The sequence below is a fragment of the Roseovarius sp. JB2-10 genome, from assembly GCF_055693585.1.
Genome location: NZ_CM146337.1, coordinates 1,357,922 through 1,378,891, shown reverse-complemented (window position 1 = coordinate 1,378,891; position 20,970 = coordinate 1,357,922). Strand labels below are relative to the sequence as shown.

The window sequence follows — 20,970 nt, the reverse complement described above, 5'->3', positions numbered from 1 at the left end:
GCCGACTTAGTTGGTTATATGTCGCACGTTAACCAAGGCAAATTTGGCAGCGCTAACAACGTGGTATTCCACGCCAATACAGCCCAATAAACTCGTATTTTTATTGATTTAACAGGCGGTTACGTTGGAACTAAAATTAAATTGGCCTGCCGACCTAAGTTTCCCAAATCGAAACGGAAAGGCGTGATGATCAACTCTATCCACTTTCCGGAAACTTACATGCCGGATATGCAACCGCGGATACCACCATGGACGATGTACAGGCGTACGCGCCCTCGATCGTATCCCCACCCAAGAAGCGGGGAGCATCAGCGGTTTGCAACGTCGCCGTGAAATGCGGATCGTCCAATTGCATGTAAACTTCGCGGTGCGCCAGAAACGCATCTGTCACAGGGTTGTAGGCTTTGTAGACAGCCTCGCGCGCGGAAAACAAAATTGCCGTGAGCATGTCATCCGGCATTGTCCCACGTAGCTGTTCAAGCTCCTCTGCGGGTGCAATCGAATGAAGGATATTTTCAGGGATTTTGGACGTCCGTTCGATATCTATACCGATCGCTGCACATTCTGGTCTGCGGGACAAGGCAACAGCACATATTCCGGAACTATGTGTGATGCTGCCCACAAGGCTTTGGGGCCAACATGGCCGCCGTTGATCGTCTGGCGGCACGGCAACAGGATCGATATCAAGACGCGCCATTAGCCTGCGGGCCAAAATGCGCCCGGTGGAGAAATCATTGCACCGCGTATCCACCGCACGGGCAATGGCGTCTTGTTCCGACGGAAAAAGATCGTTGGTGTGATCAGCAACAGGTGCCGCGATTACCTCAACAAACGAGGGCAGCAGGGTGCGCAGGCACTGCTCAATTGCCGCAGCTCTCTCATTCGGGTCGACGGCACTGCTCATTTTGACCGCCACAGATGTGCAACGGTCACCGCGTTTTCTGCAAACACGGGCACAGATACATCCGGTTGCTGGGGTAGTTTCAAACCAGCCTGCTCATGCACCAAAATGCGACAATTGTCAGGCCGGCTCGACAAAACCAAAGACAACAAACCGGGCAGAACTGCGGGCGGTTGAAAGAGGAAAACAACTGTTGCTTTTGCCAGGTCCGCGGGCCCGGCCAATCGTGGCAGGATATCGATGCGGTCAGACAGGCCTTCCGCACTCGCTGCGGCAGCAGCGCGCGATGCAAGAGGTATATTGCGCTCGATCCCCACGGCACGGCACCCTGTGGCCCGAACGGCCTCGATCAGAACACGGCCATCGCCACATCCCACATCAACGATCACGTCCTCTGGACCAAGTTCAACCGCGTCAAAGAGAGGCTGCACCAGCGAAAGGGGCGTGCCCAGATTGACAGTGGCCAGATAGGCATCAAGCGCGTCGGCACGGCGACCAGCGCCGAGTTTATCAGCCAGCAGTCGGATGGGTTTCACCATCGGATAGAGCCACCAGAGCCCGCGCGGCAATGCTAAATAACTATAGTCCGTGAGTTTGGGACGGAACTTTGCGGGCATCCGGCGCTTCGTGGTCGCATCACGCCATGTAAGTGTCAGACGAACCGTCGTTGCATCGCGGCGCATCAGCACGACCTGATTTTCGAAACGCGCCATGGCGGCCGCAGCCCCTTGACTGAAATTCTCTGCCAAGACGAACCCTTTGGCCCGCGCAACGTCAATCGCCGCCGGAACATCCTTGGGCGCAAGCATCACCCGCAGGGCTTGAAACTGAACAGAAGCTTCGGTCAATTTTGCCGACACACCCGCCGATGCAAACGCCGCGATGAGTTCATCACTGCACGCAACATTGTCCTGCCGGATCCGCGCTAAGGCTTGCTCAGCCTCTGCAATCTTTGCCTGCCCCGCGACAGTGAGATCCGCCGTCCTTTCCCGCAAATGAGCCAGCAATGGATCAAGGTTTTGGTCAGAAATGGCCGAGCACAGGGCGTGATCCAACGACTGGTCATCAATGGGGCCTGATGTACCTAAACCAACGGTTGCCAGAAAGTCAGCGATATCTGCTGTCTTCTCACGTCCCATTGGCCCCCACTTTCCATTCGTTAATCGGTAACGCGCATCAAATGTTCCAAATGATGACGGCGTCAATTGAATAAACAAGCCGTGGTCGTTTGTGCAGGCAGTTCAACCCTGTCGTTTGCCTGCCTCTCTTCTGTCGATTCGGCGGCCGGTCGCCGGACCAAAGACAAACCTGCCGCGCCACGTGTGGCGTGCTGTTTTGTACCTGCGTATCTCAACGGAAATCAGCGACGCACCAGAATAAATCCGCATTTTCTCTTTGATTACAGACGCGTTTTAGCTCTTTCAGGACGCTGGTTTTTCTCGTGAGCCGGTGATGAACCGTAACCGCAAAAGCACTCGCATAGGGTGTATCGCGCTCTCAAAATGCCGAAAATGTTGCATTTTGAAAATTTGACACCAAAACTACCACCTTAATTTTGTTAGCTATTTCGATTTTTCATTCCGAATTTTGTATTGGAATACATTTATGGACGAAAACGAAGCATATGGCCCCAGAATGGCCACGCGCCAAAGGGTGCGTAAGAGCAATGTGCGGATTGTCGTCACCTATTTCGTCGTCTTCGTATACTGCACGACGGCCGTTATCCTGACATTCGTTTTGCTGGTGGGATACCAGAAACCAGAGCTTGCGCTTGGCGTTTTCTCCGGCTTGTCCACACTTTCGGCCAGCATCGCAGGGTTCTGGTTTGGCAATCGAAGCACCGGTTATCCCGAAAACCCGCCGACGCCCGGCGCCAACGCGGAAACCGTGCATAGAGAATCCAATCTGATCGGCGAACCCGACTTTGGCAACGAAGCCCCTTTTTCCGCAGACACCGATGATCCCGTAATCGAAAGCTACACGAAAGGGGCAAACAAATGACAACTCAGCGCCATCCAGCCGTTGGAAAAACGCTCCTCGCTGCATTTATGGGCCTTTTCCTGACCGGATGCACAGTGGTTGAAAGCAATCAGGCGGGTGCCTCCTTTGCATCGCAAAACGGGGTGCAAAAGCGGACGAACTTTCAAGGAACGTATTCTCTGCCACGCAAGCACCTGAACTTCAAAATCCTCGCTGACAACCTGCATTTCAGCGAAGCCACCCATTTCAAGGTCAGCCCCGCAGATACCCCGCAGTCAATCGTGCCCGATTCCAGCAGTGCCTTCAGGTACACGCTGAACTATTCGCCTTCCCGGTTTTCGAATGACGATCTGGATTTCGAATTCACGGATCAATTGCTATCCTCAGTCACCATCGCCACCGACGATCAGAGCGGTCTGGCCTTGGTGAATTTTGCAAAGGCAGCGGCAAAGATCGCACGTCTGACGCAAGGTCTCGGTAATACGCCCGGCGGAGGCGGCAACCGACTATTGGAATCAGACCGACCACATACCGAGCCGGTGCATGAAGTGGTTCAACTATCCTTTGATCCGACAGATGTGCACAGCGTCAAGCGGGCCCAGAACCGACTGGGCCGCTACATGAACCTGCGCATTTACCCGCCGCCCCGGCCAGTAACGCACAGCTTTGCCTGCAATCATTCAGTTTGCTACCGGCCACTAACAAGCGTCACGGTAAGCTTTGAAGAACCCCATTCCGGTAACGTCACCGATTTTGTCGTCAAGGTTCCTGACCCGCATCAGATCGAAGGGATCGATCTGGAACGCTCGGCCTTTGTAAAACGCAATACGGTTTTGACCTTTGCGGGTGGCTCCCTGCAAAAAGTCGACATGTCCAAGCCGAGCGAAATTGCGGCGGCAGCTCTTCTTCCGATCCAGATCATTGATGCGGTTTTGAGCGGCACAGGAGAGGCCATACAGGGCCTGTTGGGCGTCAAGAAGAGTGAGTTGCAGGGGTCGGTCGATTTGCTGAACGCTCAGGCGGAATACCTCAAGGCGCTTGCCAGCTACCGGCAGGTCGTGTTGGAGACCACCGGGAGCGACGTGGATCCGTTCTCGCCTGCGATCTCAAGCTCACCTGCGGCGGCGACTTTGACGGAAGATGGAAAACAGGCCTGCGAAGGTGGTGACTGTCCTGTCTTCTCCTCAGAAGATGGGTAAGTTCATCTCGAACCAAGCGCTGGCGAAATACGCACGTGATTTTATCTCGACCGTGCCCGGTTCCGGGTTGACGTCGCCATTGGTTCAGGCGTCTGATCCGGAAATGGAATTGCCCAGTCCCGAGTTGTTCGAGGAGGTCGTCAAAAAGGTAAAGGCTGATATGCCGCCTGCCAGCGCCTACACAACGGACGGCAAGTTTGACTGCGACGATTATTCTTTCATTTTCAAAGGCCTGACGGCGAAGTGGTATCAAAAAGCGCGACCCAATGCTGCGCCAATTGCTGCCGGCATCAGCTGGGGTGTCTTTGCCGGCTTTGGCAACGGGCTCTACCATGCTCTGAACTGGGTCATTCTGGACGACAGCCGTCTCTACTGGATTGAACCGCAATTCGTGGCAGAAAAAACGATTGATGAAGCCATACGCCGGTTCCACCAGCAACGGGACCGCGTGAACCTCTTGATGGTGTAACGCTTCAGGCCACCTGACCGCTGAGGTTGGCAGTTGCCAGTCGAAACGCAAACGAAGCGAAAACATATCCTGTCGAATCGTAAATTTTCAGAATGCCGTTCTGTCAAGAGCCCCTAAAGGACGAAAAAATTCAATTGTCTGACATTTGAATCTGTGCAAGCTTTTCTGGTGGAGGCTTAGAAAACCCAACACCAGAAGCCTCAGGGAGGACGCAAAATGAATTTAAGACCAGACCCGACTTTTCACGCCACACCGAAACTGGCCATGGAGGCCCCGGCAGAAACGCTGGCTTTCACGTTGATGTTGAGCCCCGATGGCTCTCAACCCGATGGCCTGGCGGTTGTTGATGTTGATCCCAAATCGAAGACCTATGGCGAGATTGTGCATAGCCTCTTCATGCCCAACAAGGGCGATGAATTTCACCATTTCGGATGGAACGCGTGTTCCTCTGCATTGTCACCACTCACGGGCCATGCCTTTCTGGAACGACGCTACCTGATTATTCCGGGCATCCGATCCAGCCGAATCTATGTGATCGACGTGAAAGAGCCGTTGAAGGCCAAGATCCACAAGATCATTGAACCCGAAGAGCTGTTTGCCAAAACCGGCTATTCACGCCCGCATACCATTCACTGTGGCCCCGAAGGGATTTACGTTTCGACCCTTGGCGGCGGCGGCAAGGATGGCACAGACGGCCCTCCCGGTATTTTCATCATGGATTGTGAGACCTTTGATATTCTGGGGCGGTACGAGATGGATCGCGGTGCACAGGACAAACATTACGATTTCTGGTGGAACCTGCCGCGTGACTACATGGTCAGCTCTGAATGGGGCCTGCCGCCGCAGTTTGAAAATGGTGTTGTCCCCGAGGATTTGCTGTCCAACAAATATGGCCATTCGATCCATTTCTGGGATTTGCGCGGACGTAAGAACATGCAGACGATTGATCTGGGCGAAAACCACCAGATGGCGCTTGAAATCCGCCCGGCGCATGACCCGGCCAAGGAATATGGCTTCTGTGGTGTTGTGGTGGACACAACCAATCTGCAGGGTGCGATTTTCACGTGGTGGCGCAATGCTGACGGCACGTTCGAGGCCAAGAAGACCGTGACTATTGATCCGGTTCCTGCGGCGAAAGAGGATCTACCTCCGCTCCTTCAGGGTTTTGAGGCTGTCCCGCCGCTTGTCACGGATATCGATCTGAGCCTTGATGATCAATTCCTGTACGTGGCGTGTTGGGGCTTGGGCGAGATGCACCAATACGATGTCTCCGATCCGATGAACCCCAAACTGGCGGGCAAGGTGGAAATTGGCGGGATTGTCGCCAAACACAAACACCCCAATGGCCGCGAATTCGGCTATGGCCCGCAGATGGTCGAGATCAGCCGCGACGGCAAACGGGTCTACTGGACCAACTCGCTCTATTCCACATGGGACGACCAGTTTTATCCCGGCGATCGGGGCGCTGCGATGGTTATGGCCAATGTGGGCGCGAAGGGCGGGCTAACGCTCGACAAAGACTTCTGGGTCGATTTTCCTGAAGGATACCGCAGCCACCAAATCCGGCTTGAAGGCGGTGATTGTTCCACAGACAGCTTCTGCTACCCGTCCGTCTGACGCGTGGCAGACTTAAGCACAACAGCGGCCCTTTGGTGGGCCGTTGTCGCGTCTGGCATCTATCACGGCATTAACCCAGGGATGGGTTGGCCGCTAGCGGTTTCATCGGCACTGATGGAACGCAATTACGGCAGCCTCTACAAAGCTCTTCTGGCGCTTGCGGGGGGTCACTTGCTGGCCATGACGGCGATCCTGTTGCCCTTTGCCGCGCTGCTCTTTTTGGTCGAATGGCAGCGGGAGATTCAGATTGCAGCCGCGGCTCTGGTCATCGCCCTTGGGATCTACCTGCTGATCAACCGTCGCCATCCCCGGTTCCTGGCCCGCGTGCCGCCATCGCGGCTGGCGCTATGGTCATTTCTGGCGGCCATGGCCCACGGTGCGGGCTTCATGCTGGTGCCCATCTATCTGGGCATTTGCGGCACATTGGAAACGGACACAGGACACGCCGCCGCCTTTGACCTGATGCAGAGCAATGCTGGGATCGCGCTGGTGGTTGCCGTCGTCCATACGCTCGCTATGACCGCAACCGGTGGCGCGTTGGCTGTTGGCGTTTACCATTGGCTTGGGCTCAAGTTCCTGTCCAAAGGATGGTTCAACCTGGACATCGTATGGGCGTTTAGTTTGATAATTGTGGGTGGTGTCGCCCTGCTCAGCCTGCATTGAAAACTGGCACGCAAATTTCCCAAGTGACACGAAAAAAGACCCCAGCCAGAAGCCGGGGTCTTTCGTCATAGAGGTCGCGACACCTCTACTCAGCAGCGGGCGCCGGGGACAGGGTCGGAACCCCGGCAGCTTCGCGGCGTCCATCGTTCCAGATCGCCTTGATCAGCGCGACGCACATCAGCACCATCACAAAGGAGAAGGGCAACGCGCCGATCACCATTGCGGTCTGAATGGCTCCTGTCCCGCCTGAGATCAGCAATCCGCCGACCACCAGACCCAGAGCCGCACCCCAGAAGATGATATGGGGGCGGGCCTTTGGACCTTCGTCACCGGCCGCGTTGATCGTGTTCACGATCAGAACGGCGGAGTCCGCTGAGGTCACAAGGAACGTCATCAGAAGCACCACGATCACAACAGCCATAGCCCAGGCCAAGAATTGTGCGATCGGTGCCAGCATGAACTCGGTCATGGCGAAGATCTTGTCGCCGTTGGCCGCATCAAAGATGACACCGTTGGCGTCGCCGTTCAGTTCCAGATCGATCGCTGTTCCACCGGCCCATGCAAACCAGACGAAGCACATCAGCGACGGCACAATCATGGCGCCCAGGACGAATTCACGGATCGAACGTCCCCGTGAGATGCGCGCCAGGAAGAGGCCCACGAATGGTGCAAATGCGATCCACCAGGCCCAGTAGAATACCGGCCACCAGCCTTGCCATTGTGCCAACAGGAAGGATTCGGAACCTTCAACACCATCTGATTGCCAGACGTTGAAGCTGAGCTCAGGCAGCGCAATCAGGTAGTCCCACAATCCAAGGATCATCGCCTTGCCACCAAAGAAGGTCGCGCCGAAGATGATAAAGAATGACAGCAGGAAGATACTGAGCACCATATTGATGTTCGACAACCATTTGATGCCTTTGCCAACACCGGACAGAGCAGACAGTGTCGACGCGCCCATGATGACAAGAAGTGCCACAATCACGCCCATCGTCGTCACCGCGCCATCAGCATCTGCCAATCCGCCGATACCGATTCGGGTGAGACCCGCAACGAATTGTTCAACCCCAAAGCCCAGTGTTTGTGCCACACCAAGGATGGTGGCAACCACAGCAACGATGTCGATCAGGTGACCCAGTTTACCGGAGAGCGATTTGCCGAAGAGCGGCGTCAGCGAAGACCGGATCGTGAGTGGCAGGCCGCGGCGGTAGCTGAAGAAGGCCAGCGCCAGACCGGCAATCGCATAGCACGCCCAGGCCCCCAGACCCCAGTGCAGGAACGACCACTTGTAGGCCATCCGCACATTGTCAGCATCCTTGGGATTTGTGATGCCTTGGATCACCTCGGGGTTATTGCCGAAATGCGCGACCGGTTCAGCCACGGCCCAAGTCAGCATGCCCACGCCGATACCGGCGCCAAACATCATCGAGAACCAGGAAAAGTTTGAAAACTCAGGCTTTTCGCCGTCCTGACCCAGGTTTAATCGTCCAGCCGTTGGCCAGATTGCAAGCCCGATACAGACCATCACAAACAGCGTAACAGTCCAGATATACCATGCGGCAAAGTTCCTCAGGATGATCTCGTTCCAGACACCCAAGATCCGGCCAGCTTCTGTCGGATCATAAATACACCACACAACCAATGCGCTGATAATGATCTTACTCACGACGGTCACGTCGAGGCTGAACCCGCGATAAAAACCGCTATCCGCGGTCTTGATCGGCAAGTCTGATAAGGGGGGTTTGATCGCCATAAAGCGTCTCCTCGTTGGTAACCCATTTGGTCCGGCACGTCGCGAGTGTGGCGTCCAAACAGATTTGTTGTGGGGCTTTTGCCCTTTTTGGTGCCGCGCCGCCCTACAGCGCGGACTTCCGTCCCACGCACAGCCTAGAGCCTCAGTTTGGTTTGATAAGACGAAACAATTAAGAGTATAGTTTCATAAAAAGGAAACTTTGGTTGGTAAAACGTGCACTCCTCAAAAGCCTGGGCGATATCGATATTCGCCTGATCCGCATCTTTGTGGCGGTGACCGAATGTGGGGGATTTGCCGCCTCTGAATTGGAACTCAACATTGGCCGGTCTACAATTTCGCGGCACATTGCAGACCTTGAATTGCGCCTCGGGCTCAAGCTCTGCAACCGCGGGCCGGCCGGTTTTTCACTGACATCCGAAGGGGCCAAAGTTCTTGATGCCTCCTACCGGTTGCTGGCCTCACTGGATGGGTTCCAATCCGAAGTTGACGATATCCATCACACGCTGACCGGTACGCTGAGATTGGGGATTTTTGATCAATCTACCACCAATCCAAACGCCCGCCTTCACGAGGCCATCCGACAATTCGACCTTACAGCGCCCGAGGTTTCGCTGGAGATTGCCCTGCTGCCCCCCAACACTTTGGAGGCCCGGGTGGTCGATGGCTCAATCGACATTGGCGTCGTACCAGTCCATCGGCAATCTTCGTCGCTCAGCTACACCACGCTCTATGATGAGAAGATGACGCTCTATTGTGGCGAAGACCATCCGCTGTTTGACGCACCAACCAGGCTCCACAAAGACACTGACCTGCGGGCTTACAAATATGCCGGTTTCGGGTTCAATTCTCCCAACATGAAAGCCGGGCAAAACCTGGGCCTGCGCCGGGCGGCCCGCGTGCAAGAAGAAGAGGCGTTGTCGTTGTTGATACAATCAGGGCGGTATCTGGGTTTTCTGGCGGACCATGTTGCCGAGACGTTCTTGTCGAAAGGCAAGGTAAAACCCGTTCTTCCGGAACAGACGAGCTATCAAAGTACCTTTGCCGCCATCACACGAAAGCAACCCAAGCCCGACCGAAAAACCCTTGAATTTCTGAACAGACTACGCGAGGCGCATGCCGTTTGAGACGTTCGTGGGGCCAGCGCACAACGGGTGCATGGGCGCAAGATGCCTGCAACTAAAGTCTTAGTCCGAAACATGATCGTAGTATTCCTGTACTACCTGAACCTGAAAAAGATCACCTAGCCTCAACTACACTTATGAATTGAAGCTGCCTTTGGACCATGTCAGCGCGCCCTCGCGAACGGGGCGCTCTTTGTGTGGCGTCTACGCCTGTTGTCGGTGCGATCGTATTGGGGTGGCTACATTCCAGGGAGAGAAATCGGTTTTCAAAACCAGCCTCTGAAAGATGCGGGCTCATTTGGAAGCCAGAAACAGGAGGGAAAAAATGAAAAAGTTCTTATGGACTGTGGCAGCGAGCGCGCTCATCGCGTCTCCAACATGGAGCCAATCCAACCTAGAGAAACTGGGGGCATTCAAGGTCACCGGCACAACTGATCACACCTATGTGGACCAAAGCGACCCCGCGGCGGATGCCATTCGCGCGACACTGGCAAACATCACCATGCCAGAAGGGTTCAGCATTGACCTCTATGCGCTGGTCCCTGACGCCCGCCATATGGCCATGGCTCCGCAGGGAACCGTGTTGTTTGTTGGCACGAAGAAAAACAAAGTCTGGTCTGTGATGGATCGCAACCGGGACAAGATGGCCGATGAGGTCAAAGACTTTGCGCCGTCACTGGAATTCGATGTGCCCAATGGCGTGGCCTTTTCGAAGGACGGCTTTTTGTTCATCGCGGAACGCAACCGCGTGATGATGTACCCGGCGGCGGAGTTCTTCCATGAAAGTCCTGATGTTGTGGCGGTGCCAATTGTACCTGAAGGCACCCTCATCCCGGTTGAGGAAGAGAGCTACAACCACACCGCCCGGGTGGTCAAAGTCGGCCCTGATGACAAACTTTACATCTCATTGGGCCAGCCGTTTAACGTGGCACCCCCTGAAAAGCTGGACCTCTACAACGAGGTCGGCATTGGCGGCATCATCCGGATGAACCGGGATGGTTCGGGACGCGAAGTATATACCTACGGCGTTCGTAATTCGGTTGGACATGATTTCCATCCAGAAACCGGTGAGCTGTGGTGGACAGATAATCAGGTTGACGGCATGGGGGACGACATCCCAGTGGGTGAGATCAACCGCCAGACCGAGATGGGGCAACATTTTGGTCATCCGTGGTATGGGGGCGGCTCAACCCGCACGAACGAGTATGCAGGACAAGAAGTGCCGGTTGACGTGGTCATGCCCGCCTCTGAAACAGTGGCGCACGCGGCTGATCTTGGAATGACATTCTACTCGGGCAAAATGTTCCCGGCGAAGTACAAAAACGCCATTTTCTCGGCCCAGCATGGATCGTGGAACCGTACCGAGCCTGTGGGTGGACGTGTCATGGTCACCTTCATCGACGAGGAAGGCAATGCCACAACCGAGCCCTTTGCCGAGGGCTGGCTCAACGAGAATGGTGAATATGATGGGCGGCCAGTAGATGTCGCACAGCTGAAAGATGGATCGATTTTGGTGTCGGATGACTTCGCCAATGCGATCTATCGGATCACCTATTCACAATAAGCAAAACAGACCGGCCGTGTGACAGCTTGGCCGGTCTTACCCCTGGAGGATGATGCGTGTTGCGCTTTCTGACCATTGTTCCATTGTTTTTTGCCGCACCCGCTTCGAGTATTGCGGCCGATCTTGATCGCGGCAAGCAGATTGCCAAGCAGTGTTCGGTTTGCCATGGCAAGCAGGGTATCGCGAACGATCCGGAAATGCCGAACCTGGCTGGACAGTCTGCGTTTTACCTTGAAAAGAGCATGAAGGACTTTCAGTCCGGCGCCCGGGAAGACCGCAGAATGACGTTGATTGCCCAACCGCTGTCGGATGAGGACATCAAAGATGTTGCGGCATGGTATGCGGCATTCACGGTTACGGTAACACCACCCGAAGAATAATCTGCAGGCCTGTAAATCCTTTGCCAAAATGTGTGCAGACGCATGGATGGTTGCAGGGACATCTGTCACCGGCATTGCTACAATTCAAACACCGCTTACAATTTAGAGCCTCAAAAGCCGACGCGAAATCGCACACGGTATGCATTACATACAGTAATTCTTAACAACCCAGACTTGAACACGTTCTGGATTAGGTGCATAATCTTTCGCTAGAATATGCAGCTGAAAAGGGTGAGCATTTATGTCCTCAGACACCAAATGGTTCGCCTGTCTTCTGGCTTTATTCACCTTCTTTTGTCACCCCGCAATAGCGAATGAAAAATTGCTTGTCGTCGCGGATGAATGGCCCCCCTTTTCAGGCTCTGACCTGCCGGGCAAAGGTATATCGCTCGACGTCACACGGGCCGTACTCGAGCGCGCCGGTTACGATGTGCAAACCGCCATTTTACCATGGTCGCGCGTCGTCAGTGGTGCGAAAGCCGGCGAATTCGATGTTGTCACAAGTTTGTTCCTCGACCCGGAAATGCAAAAATCATTGCTCTATTCCATCCCCTTTTTTCAAACGCAGGTTCAATTCGTGCGCAAAAAAGGGGATGCCATCGAATTTGACGGGCTCGACTCGCTACGCCCCTACAAAATCGCAGTTGGCGCCGGTTTCTTGTATGAACCGACCTTCGACACAGCCGATTTTCTGGACAAATTTGAGGTGACCACTGCCTTGCAAGGCGTTCAGATGGTTGCAGCCGGTCGCGTTGATCTGACATTGGACAGCACGCATGTTCTGACTCATGCCATCCGGACCGGTGATCCCAGATTGTTGGAGCGCATCGAATTTCTTGAACCCGCGCTGACAGATCAGGAAATCCATATGGCCGTGTCCCGCAAGAGATCTGACCATGCGGACATTAAAGCCGCCTTCGACGCCGCTTTGTTGGACATGCAGGCAGATGGCAGTTTGGATGCCCTGCTTCGAAAACATGAAGTGAACTAGGTATCCATGACGAACCTGTGGAACAACCGCCTGGCGATAAAGCTCCTGCTCTGGGTGTTGCTCTTCAATGCGGTGTTGTCTTTGATTGCAACCTCCGTGCAACTTTATCTGAATTTCCAGCGGCAAGATGAAGCCCTGCAGGCGATAACGACGCAGGTACAGCAGGGGTTCGAAAAAAGCCTCAGCGCCGCGTTGTGGTCATTTGATGTGCAGCAAGTTGGCCAGATTTTGGATGGTATCGTCGCCGGCTTGGACATTGCGTCTGTGAAGCTTGTCGCCGAGACTGGGGAAGTCTGGGAACTGGGCCCTTACAATCCCGACGAGCAGTTGCAGTTTTCCTCCATTGAGCTGACGCATGACGACCCGGTGCTCGGCGTTTCGTTGCTTGGCACACTTGAATTGGGCCTCAGCCGGGCACGGATCTGGTCCAGTCTTTATGCGCAAGCACTGGATGTCTTTTTGTCGAACATGGCCAAGACATGTTTCGCGTCGATCGCCATTCTGGCGATCTTTTCGCGCCTCGTCAGCCGCCATTTACGGGACATCTCCCCCTATGTGTCCAAGCCCGACTGGCTTACCAGTGAAAGAGCGCTTGTGCTGAACAGAGAGCCAAGCACGTCGCCTGATGATCTTGATGCGATTTCGGATGCGATCAATGCAACGCGGTCTCATAACCTCGATATCACCGCTGATCTGCGGGCCACTTCGGTGCAACTGCGCGCCGTACTCGACACCGCAATGAATGGTATCATCGGCCTTGACCAAAACGGCATCGTGAAGGTTATCAATCCCGCGGCCCGACATATGTTGGGCGGGAAGTCGGAAAAGGCCCCCTTTCCGTGGCCGGAGGCCATCAAGTTCCTGGATGTCGTCGACATGCATCCACTTGATGCGTCTTCCGATCCTGTGAATCGGGCGCTGGCCGGGCAGGTCCTGACTGGCGAGACCCATTTGATGACGAAAGACGACCCCCAGGAAAACCGGTATGTGCGGGTGTCGAGTGCTCTGGTCGAAGACCCGTCCAGCGACCTGCGATGCGTGATCGTTTTGGATGACGTGTCCTTGTTGGAGAAAAACCGGCAGCAGGTTGAGCGCAAGGGGCGGCTCGACGCCTTGGGTCAGCTTACCGGCGGGATTGCACATGATTTCAACAATCTGCTGGCCACGATCCTTTATGCGATGCAGCTGACCCGGACAGACGATATTTCGGCGCGTTCCGAGAGAGTGCTGCAGACAGCGATGAGCGCCGTTGAACGCGGGCGTGAATTGACGGGGCGGCTACTGGCATTCGCCAAGCGGCAGCCGGGTTTGTCGCGTTCACGGCATTTGACGGAGACGTTTGGCGAGTTCGAGGCGCTTGCCCGACCTGCGATTGAGGCGAATGTGGACATCTCTTTCATCGCGCCTGATCCGGACCTCATGGTTTATTGTGATCACGGGCAGTTGGACAATGCCTTGCTCAATCTGGTCCTGAACAGCCGCGACGCCATCATGCGCAGCGGCAAGGGTTCGCGAATTATCGTCAAGGCACGGGCGATTAATGAGGTCGACGTTGACTTGGCGCTGCGGCGCGAAGATCTGCATGCCTACATTACACAAGGCATGAAAGAGGAACACGCCAAGGATCTCGCGCGCCATGATGAGCGCGCTTATCGCTACGTGGAAATCTCGGTTACCGATGATGGCCCCGGCATGACGGATGAGGTAAAGCGCCGCGCGATTGACCCGTTCTTTACCACCAAAGATACCAATTCCGGCACGGGTCTGGGCCTGTCGATGGTCTATGGTTTCATTCAGCAATCCGATGGGGAATTGCGGATATATTCTGAACTGGGATTTGGCAGCACCATTCGGATCATTCTGCCCAGAGGTACCGCTGAAAATGAACGCGAAGCACCGATTGCCCGGATGCCTATTCAAAGAGGCAATGGCCAGCGCATTCTGGTCGCGGAAGACGAAGAAAACCTGCTTTCCGTCATGGAAGAGTTGATTGAAGAGCTCGGGTTCTCCTTCATCCCGGCGCGTTCTGGCCAGGAAGCTTTGGAAGTGATTGAGAGCGGTGAAAAAATCGACTTGTTGCTGACAGACATCGTCATGCCCGGCGGCATCGGCGGTTTTGAATTGGCCAGCCAAATGCGCAAGCTGCTCCCGGACACACCCGTCGTCTATATGTCCGGCTACACCGGGTTCACCTCCAACGAAATGGGTAGCGTGATCGCCCCAATGATACAAAAACCGTGCCCGCCCGCCGAATTGGGAGAAGTGCTGGCGGAAGCCTTGATGAAAAACGCCGCAAGAGATGACGCGTAATGATTCGGACTGCTCGAAATCAGCTCAGCCCGAACGCAAGTGTCAAATGCAACCTTGATAAAACGCTCTAGTGCTGAGCAAGACAACGGAGAAAATCGTGTCGAAAATTATACTGATGGAAGATGACCTGGACCTGACAAAAGTCATCTGCGAAGTACTTGGGTCTGCAGATCACGAGGTCGTTTCTTGCACCTCCGCAACAGAGGCCCTTGAGCGTATTTTCAGCGAAAAGTTCGACTTGCTGATTACCGACATCATCGTGCGGAAAGACAACCAATCCGTCCCTGATGGCGGGATCTCTTTGATCTCCCGTCTGCGTGGCGTTTTGAGTTGGAACCTCGAACCTTGGATGAAAAAAATGCCGATCATTGCCATATCGGGCGCGGTACGAAATCAGGGGATGGCAGATATTCTCAAAATATGTCGTGATCTCGGCGCGGATATTACACTGGCAAAGCCGACTGACATGAATGAGTTGCTACATTCGATCGAGGTTTTGACCCGCAACCGCTAGTCATGACGCCGCATTAGTTGATAGTCCCACAGCTGCTCAATATTAAACCACTTGATTAATTAACTTGGTGGTTTAATATAGGCACTATGGCAAAAACTGACCCCCTTGATGCGGCCTTCGCCGCCCTGGCCAATCCGACCCGACGCGCGATCCTTGCCCGCTTGGCAAAAGGGGAGGCAACCGTGAATGACCTTGCCGCCCCTTTCGACATGTCACTACCAGCTATTTCCAAGCACATTCGTGTGCTTGAGGCCGCCGGGCTGGTGCAACGCGGTAAGGATGCGCAGTTCCGACCCTGCACGCTGGACCCCAAACCGCTGGAGGACATCTCGCGTTGGACGGATCAGTATCGGCACATCTGGGACGCCCGCTTTGACACGATGAACGCCCTACTGACTGAAATGAAAGGACCCAAAAATGACGGATAACGGAGATTGGATCAAGATTGATCGGTTCTTTGACGCGCCCATCGACATGATCTGGCAGATGTGGACGGAACCGGCCCTTTTCAAGCAGTGGTATGGCCCACGTGGTATGTCCGTTCCCACCGCCGAAATGGATGTCACCATCGGTGGCGTCCGCAAGGTTGCCATGTCTATGGAGGGGCCAGAACGCTCAATGACAATGTGGTTCACCGGCGTGTACAAAGAAGTCCGCGCGCCCCACCGCCTTGTCTATACCGAAAGCATGTGTGACGAGAACGGCACGCTCCTTTCGCCCCAAAGCATGGGCATGCCCGACACGTTCCCCGATATCACCGAAGTGGTCATCGACTTGTCAGAGCAAGACGGTGGAACCCGGATGGTCATGGTCCATGTCGGTGTGACTGAAGGTACCGCCGGTGCAGGTGGATGGAACCAAGCCTTCGACAAACTCGAAGCAATGTTGAAGACATCCGCCTGAATGTAAGCATCCGTCGAGAAGAGCCCTCGCCCTGTTCAACGGATGCCCCGCAAGTCCCGGGATTTTCTGTTGCCGGACTGTTGGGAGATCAAAGTTCACCCACAATTCCATGTCTTGAATTTGTAAGCCAAGCTTTAGTATGCTGCGCCCTACTAGAAGTTAATGAAAGCCAGGCTTTCTTTTAGGGCGCGATTTCAATGACTATACGACTGCTCCGAACCCTGGTCGCCATCGCGGATACAAAAACGTTTAGCGCAGCCGCAGATAGGGTACATGTCACGCATGCCGCGGTCAGTCAGCAGATGCAAACGCTCGAAGCCGATTTGGGCGTTGATCTGTTCAATCGCAGGACAAGAACGCCGGAGCTAACCCCCATTGCCCGCCAGATTGTTGAAAAAGCGCGCAAGCTGATCGCTGATTACGACAATCTGGTGCCTTCGGTTTTGGCCGATGGCGGGTTGAGCGGAACGGTCAGGCTGGGCGCCTTGGGAACGACCCTCACAGGCCTGACGCCGCAAGCCATGACCATATTGAAAGCCAAATTTCCGCAAATTGGTTTCCACATCCGCCCGGGATTGACCAGTGCATTGCTGGCTGACATTGAACGCGGCAACCTTGATGCTGCGATACTCTCCAAACCGCATCTGATGCCCGTGGGTATCGTGTTTCGCGAATTGGCGCGCGAGCCGATGCAACTGATTGCATCCGTCGAAGAAACGGAAAACGACCCAATCACCCTTCTGAAAACGCGGCCTTTCATTCGGTTCAACAGGAATGCGGTTGTCGGCACGCTGATCGACAACTGGATATTGGCGAAACGCATCCGCGTGACTGAAACGATGGAGCTGGACAGCCCGGAGGCCATTGCCAGCATGGTTCATGCCAACCTTGGCGTATCGATTGTCCCCAGCCTTGCGGTCAAACCTCATGACAGCGTGCCTGTGAAACACCTTGATCTGGGACAAGACGCACCTGCCCGCATTCTCGGGCTTGCTCACCCGGAAGATCACATCAAATCTCAGGCCATAGACGAAGTGTTTGACGCATTACAAAGCGTTATCAATGACGCGTAGCTGTCGGCTTGCAGCGGTCGCCGCCGAGATTTCGATTTAAGATTGTCCGGAATTGGCGGCACATCGCGATAAAATGCAGATGCGCCCGGCGGCGCAGGTCGCATTGGCCATTCATTCCGTGGCATAGAGTGCCGTTTGAACGTCAGACAGAAATGTCAGATCACCTCATCCGTACGGTCGTCACTTTCCCCATAGCGCTTTAGAACCGCCGGTTTCGTACCTTCGTACACGCGTGCGACGTTTTTCGCGATCTTGGCGTTTTCGCGTTCAAAGAGGCAATCACCATTCAGATCGGAGGCGACGAAAAAGGGGCCCATCTTGTTACATTTGATCACCCACATTGCCTGCGCCAGGCCAAGCTCTTCGTTCCAGTGCACCGCCTCGACGCTTTCGACACCCCGCCCCAGCAACGCGCCGGTGCCATACCCGACGGTGGACAGATAGACCGCCCCATTGGGCACGAAGTACTCCTTGTAATCCTTTGACGTCATGCCGCCCTTGCCGACGATTAGTTTGGCACCGGTTTTGGCCATCCATTCCGGCAACCATTTGGCAAACCTAAACGAGGCCGTCGCCGTCACTGCGCCCATATCAAAGGAGCCATCCGCGTTGATCCGGGCCGCCGGGGAGCAGTGGAAGTTGGCCGCAGATTGCGTGGGCAGTTCCATCGGGATGTTGGCCTTATCCTCCAGCGCGCGCATGTAAACGCCCTCGCGTGCAGTGTACATCAACCCATCAAGGTACACGACATCGCCCAATCGCAGATCTGCAATCGCCTCAGCGGTCGGCGTGGTGGACAGTCGGACTTCACGCGGGCTCATTCAGCCGCCTCCCGCACTGGTTCCCAGTCAATTGTTTCGCGGCGCTGATAGTCGGTGAACCAATCCGGGTCCGTGCGATGCTCCACACGTCCATCGGCGTGGATGCGGGCCACAGCGCGGCGCGACGACAGGCAGAAGGCGTGCACCGACATTGGCATGCCCCCGGTGTGGCAATAGCCCACCTCGATATTGCAGTCGATGACCATGTTCTTGCCAACAAACCCCATCGCACCCATGCCGATGGAATTACCAAGCTCCTTGAATTCATCCTCCATCTCGGCAATGCGCGGATCAGAATTGCGGCTGCCAACGATACGGAGCGTCGAGGCGCGTTTGCCAAGCGTCATGCAGATGTCCTTGGACCCGCCTAACCCAATCCCGATGATCGCCGGCTGACACGCAAGCCCGCGTTTGCCAAACGCCATCAGGCTATCGAGGTAGAACCGCTTGATCCCTTGAATGCCATCCGAGGGGAACAGCATCCTGTAATCCGTCCCGAATAGCCCTCCCTTATGCACGGTGATGAGATCGATCCACTCGCCCTCAGGTTCAAACCCGTATTCGATCTCCGGCGCGCCGATGCCGACATTGTTGTCATGATCCGTGCGCCACAAGGGATGCACCCGGTTGGGCCGGAGAGGCACTCCATTGGTGGCGTTGGCCGTGGCGCGGCGCAGCTCCGCTTCAAGCGCGACCATCCCGCCCTCAACCCGCGCCTCGTTGCCCATCTTGACGAACCAGCGCGGGACACCGGTATCACCGCACATCGCGCGTCGATCTTCTTTGGCTGCCTCGTAATTCTCGAGCATTGCCTTCAGGACGAAGGAGGACAGGTCACCATCCTCTGTGGCCGCGGCCTTCTCCAGCCCATCAAGGTAGTCCTGCGGGATTTCGATGGCCGCCTTATCCATCAGGGTTTCGGCGGTTTTCTGGATCAGATCGATTGGGATCATTGAGCTGCCACCAGTGTTTCGGGTGCGCCATCGGGCAAGACAGTCCCGCCCGGGCGCACGATTGTGAATTGAACCGGCTCTTTCGTTACATGCACAGCGCCGTCCTTTAGGGATGCGACCGTGAAATCGCTGTCCTCCATGGCGCCTGTCTCGGGGAAATCCTCACGGTAATGCGCGCCACGTGAATTTTCCCGGGCGATCCCGGCTTTCGTAATCACCTCAGAGATATCACAAAGTGACCGCAGATTCAGCCAGTCATGCCAGGTGAGGTTGAACGCCAGATTATCGCTTGCAACGCCGACATCCATCAAGGCGTCAGACGCCTCTGCGATGCCAGCAAGACCGCGTTCCATCCCGGCTTTCGTGCGTATCACGCCGACATCCGCCCACATAAGGTCCTGCAACTGCTTGCGCAGGGGCAAGACCAGATCAGGCTTGGTGTTCAGCGGATGGATCGCGCGCTCCAGCTCGGCCGCCAGAACGGTTTCATCCGGATCGCGCAGGGCTGGCATGGCGCGAATGTCCGCGCCCATCGTGTCGCCTGCAATGCCGCCATAGACGGTTGAATTCGCCACGCCGTTGCCGCCCAACCGGTTCGATCCATGCGCACCGCCCGCATCCTCACCGGCCACATAAAGCCCTTCCATGGCGGTGCGCGTGTTTACATCGACGACCACGCCCCCCATGAAGTAATGGGCGGTCGGCACTACCTCGACCTGGCCCGCAGCCAAGTCAAATCCGCAATCCGCGCATCGCTTGACCATACCGGGAAATTTCTGGCGCACGTTTTCCGGCCCCAGATGCGCCATCGAAATGAACACACCTTCTTGGTCCGGATTATTGTTCTTGCGCATCTCGTCGTAGATGCCCCGGCTGACGACATCACGGGTGGCCCGCTCACCCTCGGGATCATGGTCAAACATGAACCGTTGCCCGGCGTGACTGATAAGCTGCCCGCCCGCGCCACGCAGACCCTCTTCCAGCACCGTGCCCGTCATCCGCGTGTGATCGCCAGCGAGCAGACCGGTCGGGTGAAACTGCACCATCTCCATATCGCGCAATGGCAGCCCCACGCGCAGGGCCATGGCCAATCCATCCATCGTCTTGTCGCCAGAGGGAGTGTGGTATTTGTACATGGTCGGCCCGCCGCCGGTGCCCATCAATACGGTCTTGGCCCGCACCAGCCGAAAGCGCCCCGTGCGCATGTCGATCATGAGAACGCCGGCCAATGCCGCGCCGTCCTTCGTCGGGATCAGGCCGACGGCGCGGTGCTCTTGCAGTTTTTCGACACCGCTGGCCAGAACCTTTTCCATCAGGCGGTTGATGATCTCGATGCCAGTCAGATCGCCCTTGTGTACCGTCCGGTCTGCGGTTTGCCCGGCAAAGGCTTTTTGGTGCAATGAACCGTCCGGATTGCGATCGAAAAAACACCCGATCTCATTTTCCAACTCGCGGATGCGCACCACGGCCTGCTCGCAGAGCCGCCATGCCATGTCCTGATTGGGCAACCATTTGCCACCCTGAATCGTATCCATGAAATGCCGCTCAACCGTGTCCCCACCGCCCAGTGCCACGTTATACCCGCCCTGCACCATGCGGGTGCAGCCGCATTTGCCGATCAAACCCTTAACCGCAACCGTTATCTTCGTACCCTCAGGCGCTGTTTGTTGCGCGTGTAGCGCGGCAAAGAGACCCGCGCCGCCAGTGCCGAGGATCAGGATATCCGTGTCGTGCCGGTCTATGTCCTTCAGCGCCATG

General features: G+C 55.6%; 20 protein-coding genes. 14 read left to right on the top strand and 6 right to left on the bottom strand.

Annotation, left to right across the window (positions count from 1 at the left end; genetic code table 11):
• Nucleotides 1-196 precede the first annotated feature (196 nt).
• Nucleotides 197-904 (bottom strand): 4'-phosphopantetheinyl transferase family protein, encoded by a 708-nt coding sequence (locus ACZ1HJ_RS06890; protein ID WP_472721573.1) that lies wholly within the window; start codon nt 902-904, stop codon nt 197-199.
• Nucleotides 901-2,040, bottom strand: a complete 1,140-nt coding sequence (locus tag ACZ1HJ_RS06885; protein WP_472721572.1) for an SAM-dependent methyltransferase — start codon at nt 2,038-2,040, stop codon at nt 901-903. Before ACZ1HJ_RS06885 ends, ACZ1HJ_RS06890 begins: the two co-directional genes overlap by 4 nt.
• 466 nt (nt 2,041-2,506) lie before the next feature.
• Here ACZ1HJ_RS06885 and ACZ1HJ_RS06880 point away from each other — a divergent pair, with 466 nt between their 5' ends.
• The 5 genes from ACZ1HJ_RS06880 (at nt 2,507) to ACZ1HJ_RS06860 (ending at nt 6,829) form a co-directional block, all read left to right on the top strand.
• Nucleotides 2,507-2,902, top strand: a complete 396-nt coding sequence (locus ACZ1HJ_RS06880) for a hypothetical protein (protein WP_472721571.1) — start codon at nt 2,507-2,509, stop codon at nt 2,900-2,902.
• The gene (locus ACZ1HJ_RS06875) at nt 2,899-4,080 is read left to right on the top strand and encodes a hypothetical protein (RefSeq protein WP_472721570.1); all 1,182 of its coding nucleotides are present in this window, start codon (nt 2,899-2,901) and stop codon (nt 4,078-4,080) included. Before ACZ1HJ_RS06880 ends, ACZ1HJ_RS06875 begins: the two co-directional genes overlap by 4 nt.
• A complete protein-coding gene (locus tag ACZ1HJ_RS06870; RefSeq protein ID WP_472721569.1) occupies nt 4,073-4,549 on the top strand; it encodes a lectin MOA-related protein in 477 nt (158 codons plus the stop codon). The genes ACZ1HJ_RS06875 and ACZ1HJ_RS06870 overlap by 8 nt, the downstream gene beginning before the upstream one ends.
• A gap of 216 nt (nt 4,550-4,765) precedes the next feature.
• Entirely contained in the window at nt 4,766-6,166 is a 1,401-nt protein-coding gene (locus ACZ1HJ_RS06865) for a selenium-binding protein SBP56-related protein (RefSeq protein ID WP_472721568.1), read from the top strand.
• A gap of 81 nt (nt 6,167-6,247) precedes the next feature.
• Nucleotides 6,248-6,829 carry a hypothetical protein gene (locus ACZ1HJ_RS06860; RefSeq protein ID WP_472721567.1) on the top strand — a complete coding sequence of 194 codons (582 nt, stop codon included), beginning with the start codon at nt 6,248-6,250 and terminating at the stop codon, nt 6,827-6,829.
• Nucleotides 6,830-6,914: 85 nt separating this feature from the next.
• Here ACZ1HJ_RS06860 and ACZ1HJ_RS06855 read toward each other — a convergent pair whose 3' ends face one another.
• Nucleotides 6,915-8,582, bottom strand: a complete 1,668-nt coding sequence (locus ACZ1HJ_RS06855; protein ID WP_472721566.1) for a BCCT family transporter — start codon at nt 8,580-8,582, stop codon at nt 6,915-6,917.
• A 203-nt stretch (nt 8,583-8,785) separates the two neighbouring features.
• On the opposite strand from ACZ1HJ_RS06855, the gene ACZ1HJ_RS06850 reads away from it, so the two are divergent.
• The 9 genes from ACZ1HJ_RS06850 to ACZ1HJ_RS06810 all read left to right on the top strand — a co-directional run bounded on the left by ACZ1HJ_RS06850 (nt 8,786) and on the right by ACZ1HJ_RS06810 (nt 17,438).
• Nucleotides 8,786-9,706, top strand: coding sequence for a LysR family transcriptional regulator (locus ACZ1HJ_RS06850; RefSeq protein WP_472721565.1), 921 nt, complete (start codon nt 8,786-8,788; stop codon nt 9,704-9,706).
• 322 nt (nt 9,707-10,028) lie between these two features.
• Nucleotides 10,029-11,267, top strand: a complete 1,239-nt coding sequence (locus tag ACZ1HJ_RS06845) for a PQQ-dependent sugar dehydrogenase (protein ID WP_472721564.1) — start codon at nt 10,029-10,031, stop codon at nt 11,265-11,267.
• Nucleotides 11,268-11,326: 59 nt separating this feature from the next.
• A complete protein-coding gene (locus ACZ1HJ_RS06840; protein ID WP_472721563.1) occupies nt 11,327-11,647 on the top strand; it encodes a c-type cytochrome in 321 nt (106 codons plus the stop codon).
• A 241-nt stretch (nt 11,648-11,888) separates the two neighbouring features.
• Nucleotides 11,889-12,638: a substrate-binding periplasmic protein gene (locus ACZ1HJ_RS06835; protein ID WP_472721562.1), complete on the top strand. Its 750-nt coding sequence runs from the start codon at nt 11,889-11,891 to the stop codon at nt 12,636-12,638.
• A 6-nt stretch (nt 12,639-12,644) separates the two neighbouring features.
• Nucleotides 12,645-14,948, top strand: a complete 2,304-nt coding sequence (locus tag ACZ1HJ_RS06830) for an ATP-binding protein (RefSeq protein ID WP_472721561.1) — start codon at nt 12,645-12,647, stop codon at nt 14,946-14,948.
• A gap of 97 nt (nt 14,949-15,045) precedes the next feature.
• A complete protein-coding gene (locus ACZ1HJ_RS06825; RefSeq protein WP_472721560.1) occupies nt 15,046-15,462 on the top strand; it encodes a response regulator transcription factor in 417 nt (138 codons plus the stop codon).
• An 86-nt stretch (nt 15,463-15,548) separates the two neighbouring features.
• Complete coding sequence (locus ACZ1HJ_RS06820; RefSeq protein ID WP_472721559.1) at nt 15,549-15,890, top strand: ArsR/SmtB family transcription factor; 342 nt, start codon at nt 15,549-15,551, stop codon at nt 15,888-15,890.
• Nucleotides 15,880-16,365, top strand: coding sequence for an SRPBCC family protein (locus ACZ1HJ_RS06815; protein WP_472721558.1), 486 nt, complete (start codon nt 15,880-15,882; stop codon nt 16,363-16,365). The genes ACZ1HJ_RS06820 and ACZ1HJ_RS06815 overlap by 11 nt, the downstream gene beginning before the upstream one ends.
• A gap of 197 nt (nt 16,366-16,562) precedes the next feature.
• On the top strand, nt 16,563-17,438 hold the full coding sequence (locus ACZ1HJ_RS06810) for a LysR family transcriptional regulator (RefSeq protein WP_472721557.1): 876 nt from the start codon (nt 16,563-16,565) through the stop codon (nt 17,436-17,438).
• Between the two features lie 155 nt (nt 17,439-17,593).
• On the opposite strand, the gene ACZ1HJ_RS06805 is transcribed toward ACZ1HJ_RS06810, so the two are convergent.
• The 3 genes from ACZ1HJ_RS06805 to ACZ1HJ_RS06795 are packed head-to-tail and all read right to left on the bottom strand — an operon-like array spanning nt 17,594 to nt 20,969.
• The gene (locus ACZ1HJ_RS06805) at nt 17,594-18,259 is read right to left on the bottom strand and encodes a fumarate hydratase C-terminal domain-containing protein (protein WP_472721556.1); all 666 of its coding nucleotides are present in this window, start codon (nt 18,257-18,259) and stop codon (nt 17,594-17,596) included.
• Nucleotides 18,256-19,212: a fumarate hydratase gene (locus tag ACZ1HJ_RS06800; protein WP_472721555.1), complete on the bottom strand. Its 957-nt coding sequence runs from the start codon at nt 19,210-19,212 to the stop codon at nt 18,256-18,258. The genes ACZ1HJ_RS06805 and ACZ1HJ_RS06800 overlap by 4 nt, the downstream gene beginning before the upstream one ends.
• Nucleotides 19,209-20,969: an L-aspartate oxidase gene (locus tag ACZ1HJ_RS06795; protein WP_472721554.1), complete on the bottom strand. Its 1,761-nt coding sequence runs from the start codon at nt 20,967-20,969 to the stop codon at nt 19,209-19,211. Before ACZ1HJ_RS06795 ends, ACZ1HJ_RS06800 begins: the two co-directional genes overlap by 4 nt.
• Between the last annotated feature and the right edge of the window lies 1 nt (nt 20,970).

What these genes read in the sequence shown, in the direction of transcription:
- ACZ1HJ_RS06830 (WP_472721561.1), top strand. Translation starts at nt 12,645, where the DNA reads ATGACGAACCTGTGGAACAACCGCCTGGCGATAAAGCTCCTGCTCTGG.
- ACZ1HJ_RS06815 (WP_472721558.1), top strand. Translation starts at nt 15,880, where the DNA reads ATGACGGATAACGGAGATTGGATCAAGATTGATCGGTTCTTTGACGCG.
- ACZ1HJ_RS06805 (WP_472721556.1), bottom strand. Translation starts at nt 18,259, where the DNA reads ATGAGCCCGCGTGAAGTCCGACTGTCCACCACGCCGACCGCTGAGGCG.
- ACZ1HJ_RS06875 (WP_472721570.1), top strand. Translation starts at nt 2,899, where the DNA reads ATGACAACTCAGCGCCATCCAGCCGTTGGAAAAACGCTCCTCGCTGCA.
- ACZ1HJ_RS06860 (WP_472721567.1), top strand. Translation starts at nt 6,248, where the DNA reads ATGGGTTGGCCGCTAGCGGTTTCATCGGCACTGATGGAACGCAATTAC.
- ACZ1HJ_RS06865 (WP_472721568.1), top strand. Translation starts at nt 4,766, where the DNA reads ATGAATTTAAGACCAGACCCGACTTTTCACGCCACACCGAAACTGGCC.
- ACZ1HJ_RS06845 (WP_472721564.1), top strand. Translation starts at nt 10,029, where the DNA reads ATGAAAAAGTTCTTATGGACTGTGGCAGCGAGCGCGCTCATCGCGTCT.
- ACZ1HJ_RS06835 (WP_472721562.1), top strand. Translation starts at nt 11,889, where the DNA reads ATGTCCTCAGACACCAAATGGTTCGCCTGTCTTCTGGCTTTATTCACC.
- ACZ1HJ_RS06880 (WP_472721571.1), top strand. Translation starts at nt 2,507, where the DNA reads ATGGACGAAAACGAAGCATATGGCCCCAGAATGGCCACGCGCCAAAGG.
- ACZ1HJ_RS06870 (WP_472721569.1), top strand. Translation starts at nt 4,073, where the DNA reads ATGGGTAAGTTCATCTCGAACCAAGCGCTGGCGAAATACGCACGTGAT.
- ACZ1HJ_RS06885 (WP_472721572.1), bottom strand. Translation starts at nt 2,040, where the DNA reads ATGGGACGTGAGAAGACAGCAGATATCGCTGACTTTCTGGCAACCGTT.
- ACZ1HJ_RS06890 (WP_472721573.1), bottom strand. Translation starts at nt 904, where the DNA reads ATGAGCAGTGCCGTCGACCCGAATGAGAGAGCTGCGGCAATTGAGCAG.
- ACZ1HJ_RS06855 (WP_472721566.1), bottom strand. Translation starts at nt 8,582, where the DNA reads ATGGCGATCAAACCCCCCTTATCAGACTTGCCGATCAAGACCGCGGAT.
- ACZ1HJ_RS06795 (WP_472721554.1), bottom strand. Translation starts at nt 20,969, where the DNA reads ATGGCGCTGAAGGACATAGACCGGCACGACACGGATATCCTGATCCTC.
- ACZ1HJ_RS06800 (WP_472721555.1), bottom strand. Translation starts at nt 19,212, where the DNA reads ATGATCCCAATCGATCTGATCCAGAAAACCGCCGAAACCCTGATGGAT.
- ACZ1HJ_RS06820 (WP_472721559.1), top strand. Translation starts at nt 15,549, where the DNA reads ATGGCAAAAACTGACCCCCTTGATGCGGCCTTCGCCGCCCTGGCCAAT.
- ACZ1HJ_RS06810 (WP_472721557.1), top strand. Translation starts at nt 16,563, where the DNA reads ATGACTATACGACTGCTCCGAACCCTGGTCGCCATCGCGGATACAAAA.